The sequence below is a fragment of the Runella sp. R0.1_18 genome, assembly GCF_057652155.1.
In genome coordinates this window covers 184244-195188 of sequence record NZ_JBYFCK010000013.1, presented here as the reverse complement: position 1 = coordinate 195188, position 10945 = coordinate 184244, and the positions used below count along the sequence as shown (strand labels likewise).

The following is a 10945-nucleotide window of genomic DNA, read 5'->3' as shown; positions in this document are numbered from 1 at the left end:
TTCGTAGTAAAAGCCCCTATCTATTGACAAAAGAAGGGGCGTTAGCCCTGACATCTGACTTTTGACCTATTTGCTACGAAGATTACAGGGCTAACGCCCCTTTTTTGATGTTCACTATTGTCATTTTTCTACGAAGGTTGCAGGGCTACGCCCCTTTTTTTACCTTATTTTCTACGAAATAATTGACGTTATTGTTTCCCAACATAGGGGGCGTAGCCCTGACATCTGCTATTCATACCATTCAAATAAATACCTAGGATCGTAATCCACCTCAAATTTTTCAAGAAACATTAGATATTCCTCTCTGAATGACTGTTTTTTGTGGTGTTCTGGCTGGTTTAAAATGTATTTAACAACATTGTCAATTTGTGATCTGGAATAAGTAAAAGCCCCATATCCATCTTGCCAAGCAAATTTTCCATGAATATATTTTTGGTCATTTAGCCATTTTGATGAACCTGATTTGATTTGCTCCATCAGCTTTGAGGGAGAAATAGTAGGGTGCATTCCTACAAAAATATGGGTATGGTCAGGGTTACAATAGATCGCGTACGTTTTGCACTTATGGTTATTGACAATACCACACACTACTTTTTCAAGTTCATCTCGAAAGGCTTCCCTAATTAGGTTTTCTCGACCTTTGACCGAAAAAACAAATTGAATGTATAATTGTGTATATGTATTGGCCATTTGTGCGAAGATTTCAGGGCTAACGCCCCTTTGTTTGTTAGGCGGTTTGTCTTGATTCTACGAAGATTTCGGGGCTAACGCCCTTTCTTCTTGCGTTTTGCCTTGTTGTTGACGAGAAGTATAGGGCTAACGTCACAAAATCGGGGACATAGTCCTCAAATCTTCGTAGAAAAAGCTTTTCCTGATGAAATAAAAAAAGGGCGTAGCCCTGACATCTGATTTTTGCTCTATTTTCTACGACTATTTCATTTTCTACGAAGATTTCAGGGCTACGCCCCTCTGTTTGATATTCAGATTGCCTATTTTCTACGAAGATTTCGGGACTAACGCCCCTTTGTTTGATATTCGGTTTGTCTTGGTTTCTACGAAGATTTCGGGACTAACGCCCCTTTCTTCTTGCGTTTTGCCTTATTGTTGACGAAAAGTATAGGGCTAACGTCACAACATCGGGAGCGTAGCCCTCAAATCTTCGTAGAATGCGCCTTGCCTCATGAAACAAAAAAGGGGCATAGCCCTGAAATCTTCTAAAATCAATTAAACATAACCAATCCCAATAACACCTGAATCACTTGCCAATGGGTACGAAATACCTTCAACGCCGACTGTACCAAATTAGAAACTGACTGCGGGTTAATTTCCATTATCTGAGCTATTTCATCACGATGCAGGTTTTGATAAAACTGCAAATAGATAACCTCTCGCTGCCGTTTGGGAAGTTTATCAAGAAGAATCGTGATTTTTTGGGTCAATAATTCAACGTTTTCCTGTTCAATAATCGCCCATTCGTGCGGAAGTTCTTGCGAGTGCCAATCCAATACGGTGTCGATTTCGTGCTGTTCATCCTTCAAAATTCGTTGCCGAAAGCCCTCCCTTAGCACTTTTTTTCGTACTGAACTCAATAAATACGCCCTAACACTCACGGGAGTGCTGAGGCGTTCACGCCGTTGCCATACTTCAATAAATACCTCTTGGACACAATCCTTTACAAAATCTTCGGACTGCACAAACTTGCACCCATAATTTTGTAAAGGATTGAAATATTTTTTGACGAGCCTTCCCAACGCCCATTCACTCCCATTTTGCAATTGGGACCATAGCTGACTATCCACTTGTGACGATGAGGTTTCTATTGGCTTCATGTAGAACGTACGTCTATTTTTTCTTCTTGTTCAAGGCTTGGTAACGAAGTAGTCCTTCCAAGTAGTAATAGTCGGCATATACCAAAGGAACATCAATCTCCGAATTACCTAACTTGTGCCCTACGCTGTGTTGCAAAATGAAGTGGTTATTCTTGCCCAATTCTGCTTTGTAAGGCGGCTTCGATAAGCTTTCCAAAATTGTAACAGCTGTGTTGTAATAATTTTTGGCATTTTTACCGCCGTACGTACTCAACTCTAACAACCCCGACGCTAAAATGGCCCCAGCCGAAGCATCCCGTTCTTCCCCTGGTTTGTTGTAATCCCAGTATGGTACTTTATCAGCAGGCATGTTAGGGTGGCTCAACAAATAATCGGCGATGTTACGGGCATGATCGAGGTATTTTTGGTCTTTGGTTTCGCGGTACATGACCGTGTAGCCGTACATTCCCCACGATTGCCCCCGCGACCACGACGACTCGTCAAACGCGCCTTGGTGGTTTTTCTTGGCTAATACTTCGCCGTTTGGCCCATAACAGAGCACGTGATACGCGCTATGATCGGGGCGGTAGTGGTGTTTCATGGTGTTATCGGCATGCGTGATACACAGGTTATACAAGTCTTTGTTGCCCGACTCCTTCGCCGCCCAAAACAAAAACTCCAAATTCATCATGTTATCAATAATCACGGGGTAATTGTAACCACCTTTGAAACTATTCCACGACTTGATCAGCCCCACTTTGGGATCAAAACGTGTTGCCAACGACTGCGCCCCCGTCAGCATAACGGGTTTGTATGCTTCGTTTTTGGTCAGGCGATAGCCGTTTCCAAACGGACAGTAAATCATAAAGCCCAAATCGTGCGTGCCTTTGTTGTATTGCTCTTGTTCAACAGCCATCGTCCATTTGTGGGCTGCTTCTTTCCACTGAGGTGCTTTGTTAAATTCATAAATATACCACAAAGAACCTCCAAAGAATCCGCTACACCACCAGCTCGACTTCATGTCGCGCGGGGTTCCGTCGGGGTTGGTCGATTGGGGAAACTTCGTAATGTCAGGGTGAGCTGCCAACATTCCTTCGTACTGCTTGGCCGCAAACTCAAACTCTTTTTTTACATCAATTTTGGACTGCCCCCATGCCGACAATGACAGCACGGTTATAACACAGGTAATGATTTTCTTCATTCAAGTAATAGATTTATTAAAACGTAAAAAGGGATAACAAATTTATTAAAAAAGTACAAATCATAGCCATTCAACATGATTATCATACATTTATCATCTATGCAAATAAATGGGCTATTTTGTCTTTCTTTATGTTAAAAGTATAAGTAAATTCACATTTCAAAAAGAAATAAGGCAAAAATTAAACATATTTTTGTGCAACATCATCCGCAAACGTTTGCGGTTACGTTTGCGGTTTTTCTGCAACGCTCATTTTAAACTTAAAAAAATCAAATATTCGTTCTAAAGTCACCAACTGTATCATTTCCCGAAGTTCCTCGGTTTTTCTACCCAAAATGGGCGACATATTGTAAAAATTATATTTTTCTAAACCCAATGAATAAAAATACGGCCGTCACAATCAAAGACATTGCTAACGCCCTCAATCTATCTGCCTCTACCGTGTCGCGCGCTTTGCGCGGGATGCCCGAGATACACCCCGAAACCCGACAAGCAGTGTTGCAGTTGGCCGAGGACATGGACTACCAACCCAATCAGTTGGCAAAAAATCTGGTCAAAAGCCGTACAAAAACCATTGGGTTGATTTTACCGACGTTAAGTTATCATTTTTTTGCCTCGATGCTCAACAGCATCGAGGAGGCAGCCATGCAAGCGGGCTACAGTGTGGTGGTGTGCCAAACCAACGAATCGTATTTACGGGAAGTCGCTCAAATTCAGAACCTGCTTCACAGCCAAGTTGAAGGGGTGATTATGTCGTTGGCGCGCGATACAAGCGATTTTGAGCACATTTACCGTTTGCAGCGAAAAAACATGCCCCTCGTAATTTTTGACCGTTATTCAACCGACATCGACGCCTCGCGGGTGATTGTTGACAACCATGAAGCCGCTTTTAAGGCAACCCAACACCTCATCGAAAACGGCTGTCAACGCCTTGGCTGCATGGCAGGCCCCCCGCACTTACTGATCAGCAACGAGCGTTTGCGTGGCTTCAAAGACGCCCTAGAACACTACGGCCTGCCCTACAACGAGCGCTACGTTTTTCACAATGATTTTACCCAAGAAAATACCATGATGCAGGCACTTAACATGATGAGCTTGCCCACACCACCCGACGGGATTCTGACCATGACCGACCGCATTGCGTTTGCAACCATGTATGCTTTTAAACAAAAAGGAATTCGGATTCCTGAAGACGTGGCCATTGTGAGTTTCAACAACGAACCCACCTGCATTTATCTTTCGCCATCGCTCACCAGTGTCAACCAGCCCATTCAAGAAATGGGTGCGCAAGTTGTTCGGCTTTTGCTCAAACAGCTTGAAAACGACCAACCCGTTGTTACCGAAACGATTGTACTCAGTACCCAACTGATGATTAGGGAGTCGTCGATGGTAGAAAGGCGAAAAAAATAAGTTTTGATAGGTATCAAATGTAATTTCATTTCTTTGTAGAAATAAAACTAACCAAACGTTATTATGCAAAGACGTTCTGCCCTAAAAAGCCTAACGGCGGCCGTTGGAGGATTAATGAGCCTACCAAGCTGGGCGCAAGCATGGACTCCCGAAACGGTAAAAGGGCCTACCCTACTCACAATCGCAGAGGAAGATACCCTCGCCGAAATCGTTGAAACCATCATTCCTGAAACCACAACTCCTGGGGCAAAATCGCTGAAGGTGCACCAATTCGCGCTTCGGATGATCAATGATTGCTACGGCGAAAATGCGCAAAAAAACCTTAAAAAAGGATTAGCTGACACCAATTCGGCCGCTCAACAAGCATACAGCAAGTCGTTTGCTGCCTGCGACGGAAAACAGCGCCTTGAACTTCTCAAAAAATTAGCCGATAACGCTGATACGAAGCCGTTTGTAAGCATGATTAAAAACCTCACCATTCAGGGCTACCAAAACTCTGAATACGTCATGGTCAATATTCAAAAATACAACATGGCTCCTGGGTTTTATCACGGTTGTGTGCCTGTAAAGAAATAGTATATTCGATTCAACGGCTTGCCCCAAACTGTTATTTGGGGCAATAATGGCATTGCGTCTCGGACGCAATTCGCTTCTTCAACCTCAAAACTGCAAATTCACCAATGTCATATTTATCTATAGATTCTATCAAAGAACGCACGTTTGATGCCATCGTTGTTGGCTCAGGCATCAGCGGAGGCTGGGCAGCCAAAGAACTGACAGGCAAAGGACTACGTACCCTCGTTCTTGAACGCGGCCGTAATGTCCAGCATGTCACCGACTACCCAACGACCATGATGCGTCCGTGGGAGTTTCCGCATTTGAATCAAATGCCCAAAGAGGTAAAAGATGCCAATCCTATCGTGAGCAAATGCTACGCTTTCAACGAAGATGCGGCCCATTTTTTTGTCAAAGACGCCGAACATCCTTACGTTCAAGAAAAACCATTTGACTGGATCCGTGGCTATCAAGTGGGTGGCAAATCGCTGCTGTGGGCGCGCCAAACGCAACGTTGGTCACAATTTGATTTTGAAGGACCCGCGCGGGATGGTTTTGCCGTGGAATGGCCCATTAACTACAACGAAATTGCGCCTTGGTACAGTTACGTTGAAAAATTTGCGGGTATTTCGGGAAACAAAGACGGCCTTCCGCAGCTTCCCGACGGGGAGTTTCTGCCCCCTCACGAACAGTCGTGCGTAGAAAAATACTTTGGGCAACAAATGGCCAAACACTACGGCGGCACTCGCCCTATCATCATTGGTCGTTGCGCTCACTTGACAAAACCGAATCCGATTCACTTCCAACAAGGACGCGCTCAATGCCAAAACCGCGCGCTTTGCCAACGTGGCTGTCCATACGGAGGGTATTTTAGCAGCAACGCCACGACAATTCCGTGGGCGATGAAATCAGGAAAGATGACCCTCAAACCCGACTCGGTGGTTCACTCAATTATTTACGACGAAAAACTGGGTAAAGCCACGGGCGTCCGCGTCATTGACGCCAAAACCAACGAAGCTATAGAGTATTATGCAAAAATCATTTTTGTGAATGCGGCCGCACTCAACACCAACTTGATTTTGCTCAACTCTACCTCTCACCGCTTCCCCCAAGGCTTGGGCAACGACAATGGACTAATGGGTAAGTATGTTGCTTTCCACAACTACCGTACAAGCATTTCGGGTGAATACGAAGGTTTTCTCGATACCACATCCGAGGGAATCCGCCCCAATAGTAGCTACATTCCTCGGTTCCGTAACTTACTTAAACAAGAAACCGACTTTTTACGCGGCTACGCTGCGGGCTTTAATGCTAGCCGTATCACCTTCAACGATCGCTCAGGCATGGGTGAAGAGCTGAAAACGTCATTGGAAGAGAAAAAATATGGCAACTGGCGCGTGGGTTCGCACATGATGGGCGAAACCATTCCGAAAGAAACCAATTTCGTAGCCCTAGACCCCAACCTCAAAGATAAGTGGGGAATCCCACAGTTACGGATTTCGGTAAGCTACGACGACAACGACGAAAAGATGGTGAAAGACTACCACGAGCAGTTGACGGAGATGTTTACCAAAGCAGGTTTCAAAAACATCCAAACCCACGATGTACCAAACAAAGCACCAGGACTTGATATCCACGAAATGGGTGGCGTTCGGATGGGGAAAGACCCTAAAACATCGCTTTTGAACAATTGGAATCAACTGCACGCTTGCAAAAACGTATTTGTTACGGACGGTGCATGTATGACTTCTACCGCCACTCAAAACCCGTCGCTCACTTACATGGCACTCACTGCTCGCGCCGCTGACTACGCCGTAAAACAATTGAAAGCGAAGAATTTGTAGTCTTTATTATCTAAAAAAAACGAGGGTCGTCATAAATTTTGGCAACCCTCGTTTTTTTATATAATTCAATAAAAATATCAGATTGTAACACATTTGTAGTTATTTTTAGACGTTTTTAAGCATTCTGAATTACTACTTTCTACCGTAGAAAGGCTAGATTCTGGGAAATAGCTTCGCCACAAGTAGGTGTGCAACACTAAAATAATCATAGCCAATCTTAAAGTGTTTACTCCTAAAACCCCATGCCTTTAGGCTGGGGGCTGTAAACAAGAGCGTAATCTAGGGCTTTAGCCCTGACATCCCTCAGTTTTTTATTCATTGCCTCGTGGTACTTTCGCCCAAAACCGCATTGTACCATGAATACTACTCAGCTTATAAAATCAGCACAAATAGACGGCGTCGAGCTTCACCAAGTTCGTTTGGTGTCATTGGATGAGCATAAAGACCATCGTGGGTCGTTTACCGAAATTTTTCAAGATCACTGGGGCACGGTGCTTAAACCCGTACAATGGAGCGCCGTAAAATCAGAAGCCAACGTTTTTCGGGGAATGCACTTCCACGTCCGCCATGATGAGTACTTTTGCCTCATCGAAGGACATTGCCTACTGGGCCTCCGCGACTTGCGGCCTGGCTCGCCTACGCAGCACAAATCTGCCTTGTTTGAATTGTTTGGTGAAGATCCCGCCGCGCTTGTTTTCCCCGTTGGAATGCTGCATGGATGGTATTTCTTTACGCCGTCTATTCACGTACAGGCGGTTTCGGAAGCCTATCCCGACTACGGCGCTGATGACAACTGGCGCTGCCGCTGGAACGATCCCGAACTTGAACTCAACTGGGGCATTGAAAATCCTATTTTAAGTGATTTAGCAGCCGACGCGCCATCGTTACAGGGGCTTATCAACGGCTTGACATTTAAGGGATATTTCTCTTAGTAATTGAACCATATAAGATATATAAGGAATTATAAGAAAAACTTATATGTCTTATATGGTTCCCAAAATTGCCAAACTGCTACGGAATAATAGACACATACCCCTTCGATTGGAGTGTAGTCATTAAAACCATGGCCGACAACGTGACATGAATCGCAGGGTTGCGCGGTTCTTTTTCCAGTTTACGCATATACAGCGACTGACCGCAGATGTAAAACTTGACACCGTTTGCCGCAAGTTCATTGATTAATGCAGTGTTAGGATTCGGCACTCCAAATTTCTTTTTGTAAGCTTCATCGCTCAAAATCAACGGCGTACCCAAAAAGTGTATCACGGCCACTACGTCTAAATTTTGCTTCGGAATTCCTGCCGACAAGTGCAAGTTTACCAAGCGAGCCAACTTATCCAAGGTACTGTTTACAGAGTCGGGTTTATCGGCTCCTTTTGAAATTTCGTACAACACTTTGTACTTCATCTTAGGGTCAACAATTGGCTCTGCTTCAGGCACTTCAAACATACCTCCCCCACTTTTGATGTAGGGAAATTTCTTTTGAGCAAAGCTAGCCAAGCTTACAAATGCCAGTAAAATAATCAATCGACAAGTACGCATACGTTTATTTGTTGAGGTGAAGAAGAGAAAATTTCAACGAAAGATACACAGACTTTACGAAACGAACCTACACGAGGGTCGTAAAACAATCTACATTTCTCCCTATTTTTGTAGCTACAAAACTGCTTAATAGACTACAAAGCATCATGTCAATTTCATCTACGCCCAAAGAACAGGGCTTTTTCTTTCCTGCCGAATGGCATCCACACCGTGCCACTTGGTTGAGTTTTCCTCATACCGAAGCCTCTTGGACGTACGAGCGTCAGCCTAAAATGCTTCCTGCGTATTTGGAATTTATTAAGGCCATCAGCGAGGGCGAAAAGGTGTGTATCAATGCGCATAACGAAACGGTTCAACAAACGATAAAACTTCATTTGTTAGGGGCTGGAATCGACCTTAATCAAATTGAGCTTCCGCTCCACGCCACCAACGACTCTTGGTGCCGCGATCACGGCCCAGGTATTTTGATTAATCCTGAAACCAAAAAACGCCTAGTGGTCAATTGGGGTTACAACGCTTGGGGAGGGAAATATCCACCGTTCAACAACGATGACCTCATTCCCGTAGCGATTGCTCATTATTTGGGCCTAGACTACGTCACGCCTGGCATCATCATGGAGGGTGGCTCAGTGGAGTTTAACGGAAAAGGGACATTACTGACCAGCAGGGCTTGTTTGCTCAACGAAAACCGCAACCCACACCTAAATCAAGCGCAAATTGAAAAGTACTTGTGCGATTATTACGGAGTGGAGCAAATCCTCTGGATAGGCGATGGCATCGTAGGAGATGACACCGACGGGCACATCGACGACACCGTGCGCTTTGTGAATGAAGATACGGTGGTAGCGATTGTTGAAGAGAACAAATCGGACGATAACTACGAAATTTTACAAGAAAATATCCACGAATTGAAGCAGATGCGTTTGCTTAATGGAAAACAGCTCAACATCGTTGAGTTGCCAATGCCAACGCCTTTGTACAGTGAAGACTTGCGTTTGCCTGCGTCCTACGCCAATTTTTACATCAGTAACGCGGCGGTCATTGTCCCAACTTTCCGCTGCGCCAACGACCAAAAAGCATTGGATATTTTGAGTCAATGTTTCACCGACCGCAAGGTTATCGGCATCGACTCTACCGAAATCGTTTGGGGCCTCGGCAGCTTCCACTGTCTCAGCCAGCAAGAACCACTGGTTTAAGTGTCGAATGCAGAGTGCAGAATGTCGAATGCTCGTGTAGAGGGTTGCTTACAACCCGATTTTTTTAGTGTCGAATGAAGAGAAAAAGTGTCGAACGTCGAGTGCGGAATGTCGAATGCTCATGTAGAAGGTTAATTACAACGTGTAGAGGGTTGCTCACAACCCGACGAAAGGGAGTGCCGAATGAAGAGAAAAAGTGTCGAACGTCGAGTACGGAATGTCGAATGGATTTTTATTCGACATTCTGCAATCTGCACTCGACACTCTATTCTTGACATTCTGCACTCGACACTCGACATTAAAACTAATGTTCCACTCCCCCTTCGCCATGAACGTGACCGTGGTCTAGTTCTTCGGCCGTAGCAGGGCGGACATTAATCACAGAGCCTTTGAAGTGCATCTTACGGCCTGCCAATGGGTGGTTAAAATCCATCAACACAAACTCGCGATTTACTTCTACGACTTGTCCCATCAAACGATGTCCATCTTCGTTGGTCATTGGAATCATATTGCCCACTTGAAGCATATCTTCTTGAACCTCACCGTCCACCTTGAAAATATCAATCGGGAGTTCGGCAACGGCTTCCATGTCATAATCGCCGTATCCTTCCTCGGGAGAAAGCGTAAAATCAAACGACTCACCCACGGCAAGCCCGTTGATTTTATCTTCAAAACTTTCTGGCAAGCCACTCATTCCTTGAATAAATTGCATTGGCTGGTCTTCACCGACGGTTTCTACCATCTGCCACTCGTCGGTATCGTTCATAATACTAAGCTCGTAGGCCAATGCTACGACTTGATTAGCTGCTATTTTCATTGGTTTAAATTTTTTGCAAACGTACTGCTTTTTAAGGGTGTAACCTAACTTGGCTTTTCGCCACAAAATAATGCCATTTTCTTCCTTCACTTGGGCGAAGCCAGCCTTCTCCAACACCCGCTGAGAATGCGGAAGCCGAACGGGCGTTTGGGCGGTAAGGGCCTGGGCTGCGGGATGTTTGAATACCCATTTCATCAGGCACTCAACCGCCTCGGTCGCAATGCCTTTGCCCCGAAAATCTTCGTCTAGGCCGTAACCCATTTCGGTTTCGCCGTTGTCATTGGGCATACCTGCCACCCCAATTCCTCCCGCTACCGAATTGCTTTCTTTTTCAACAATGAGCCAATTGGTAAACCACTGATAATTGGCCACGTTTGCCGCTGTTTCGGGCAACCAGTAATTGGCCAAGGCATCGTCGAATTCCAGTTGAAACTCTTCCTCCATTTTCATTGAGCGAGGCGAAAGCCCCAACGATTTTTGTAATCCTAAGTAGTCACTAGCGTGTAGTTGTAACTGCTGGGTAGTGAGCGGAATGAGCCGCAAACGAATAGATTCTATAAAATACATGATGA

The 10945-nt window shown here is 44.9% G+C and carries 10 protein-coding genes; 5 read left to right on the top strand and 5 right to left on the bottom strand.

Translation table 11 applies throughout. The features are described 5' to 3' along the window. Positions 1–228 precede the first annotated feature (228 nt). From tnpA to AC23P2_RS21380, 3 genes are all read right to left on the bottom strand, one after another. Entirely contained in the window at positions 229–690 is a 462-nt protein-coding gene (gene tnpA, locus AC23P2_RS21390; protein ID WP_487775093.1) for an IS200/IS605 family transposase, read from the bottom strand. A 530-nt stretch (positions 691–1220) separates the two neighbouring features. Continuing rightward, complete coding sequence (locus AC23P2_RS21385) at positions 1221–1829, bottom strand: RNA polymerase sigma factor (RefSeq protein WP_487775092.1); 609 nt, start codon at positions 1827–1829, stop codon at positions 1221–1223. Between the two features lie 13 nt (positions 1830–1842). Further along, positions 1843–3009 carry a glycoside hydrolase family 88 protein gene (locus AC23P2_RS21380; RefSeq protein ID WP_487775091.1) on the bottom strand — a complete coding sequence of 389 codons (1167 nt, stop codon included), beginning with the start codon at positions 3007–3009 and terminating at the stop codon, positions 1843–1845. Between the two features lie 375 nt (positions 3010–3384). On the opposite strand from AC23P2_RS21380, the gene AC23P2_RS21375 reads away from it, so the two are divergent. The 4 genes from AC23P2_RS21375 (at position 3385) to AC23P2_RS21360 (ending at position 7750) form a co-directional block, all read left to right on the top strand. Continuing rightward, positions 3385–4419, top strand: coding sequence for a LacI family DNA-binding transcriptional regulator (locus AC23P2_RS21375; RefSeq protein ID WP_487775090.1), 1035 nt, complete (start codon positions 3385–3387; stop codon positions 4417–4419). A gap of 63 nt (positions 4420–4482) precedes the next feature. Continuing rightward, positions 4483–4995, top strand: a complete 513-nt coding sequence (locus tag AC23P2_RS21370) for a gluconate 2-dehydrogenase subunit 3 family protein (RefSeq protein ID WP_487775089.1) — start codon at positions 4483–4485, stop codon at positions 4993–4995. Positions 4996–5099: 104 nt separating this feature from the next. Continuing rightward, a complete protein-coding gene (locus AC23P2_RS21365) occupies positions 5100–6818 on the top strand; it encodes a GMC oxidoreductase (RefSeq protein ID WP_487775088.1) in 1719 nt (572 codons plus the stop codon). Positions 6819–7174: 356 nt separating this feature from the next. Then, positions 7175–7750, top strand: a complete 576-nt coding sequence (locus AC23P2_RS21360; RefSeq protein ID WP_487775087.1) for a dTDP-4-dehydrorhamnose 3,5-epimerase family protein — start codon at positions 7175–7177, stop codon at positions 7748–7750. A 79-nt stretch (positions 7751–7829) separates the two neighbouring features. Here the strand turns inward: AC23P2_RS21360 and AC23P2_RS21355 are convergent, their stop codons facing one another. Continuing rightward, on the bottom strand, positions 7830–8360 hold the full coding sequence (locus AC23P2_RS21355; RefSeq protein WP_487775086.1) for a DsrE family protein: 531 nt from the start codon (positions 8358–8360) through the stop codon (positions 7830–7832). A 146-nt stretch (positions 8361–8506) separates the two neighbouring features. Here AC23P2_RS21355 and AC23P2_RS21350 point away from each other — a divergent pair, with 146 nt between their 5' ends. After that, positions 8507–9556 (top strand): agmatine deiminase family protein, encoded by a 1050-nt coding sequence (locus tag AC23P2_RS21350; protein WP_487775085.1) that lies wholly within the window; start codon positions 8507–8509, stop codon positions 9554–9556. Positions 9557–9860: 304 nt separating this feature from the next. On the opposite strand, the gene AC23P2_RS21345 is transcribed toward AC23P2_RS21350, so the two are convergent. After that, positions 9861–10940 carry a GNAT family N-acetyltransferase gene (locus tag AC23P2_RS21345; RefSeq protein WP_487775084.1) on the bottom strand — a complete coding sequence of 360 codons (1080 nt, stop codon included), beginning with the start codon at positions 10938–10940 and terminating at the stop codon, positions 9861–9863. Between the last annotated feature and the right edge of the window lie 5 nt (positions 10941–10945).

Excerpts from the sequence above, each read along its gene's own strand:
- AC23P2_RS21385 (WP_487775092.1), bottom strand. The coding sequence starts at position 1,829 with ATGAAGCCAATAGAAACCTCATCGTCACAAGTGGATAGTCAGCTATGG.
- AC23P2_RS21380 (WP_487775091.1), bottom strand. The coding sequence starts at position 3,009 with ATGAAGAAAATCATTACCTGTGTTATAACCGTGCTGTCATTGTCGGCA.
- AC23P2_RS21355 (WP_487775086.1), bottom strand. The coding sequence starts at position 8,360 with ATGCGTACTTGTCGATTGATTATTTTACTGGCATTTGTAAGCTTGGCT.
- AC23P2_RS21375 (WP_487775090.1), top strand. The coding sequence starts at position 3,385 with ATGAATAAAAATACGGCCGTCACAATCAAAGACATTGCTAACGCCCTC.
- tnpA (WP_487775093.1), bottom strand. The coding sequence starts at position 690 with ATGGCCAATACATATACACAATTATACATTCAATTTGTTTTTTCGGTC.
- AC23P2_RS21360 (WP_487775087.1), top strand. The coding sequence starts at position 7,175 with ATGAATACTACTCAGCTTATAAAATCAGCACAAATAGACGGCGTCGAG.
- AC23P2_RS21345 (WP_487775084.1), bottom strand. The coding sequence starts at position 10,940 with ATGTATTTTATAGAATCTATTCGTTTGCGGCTCATTCCGCTCACTACC.
- AC23P2_RS21365 (WP_487775088.1), top strand. The coding sequence starts at position 5,100 with ATGTCATATTTATCTATAGATTCTATCAAAGAACGCACGTTTGATGCC.
- AC23P2_RS21350 (WP_487775085.1), top strand. The coding sequence starts at position 8,507 with ATGTCAATTTCATCTACGCCCAAAGAACAGGGCTTTTTCTTTCCTGCC.
- AC23P2_RS21370 (WP_487775089.1), top strand. The coding sequence starts at position 4,483 with ATGCAAAGACGTTCTGCCCTAAAAAGCCTAACGGCGGCCGTTGGAGGA.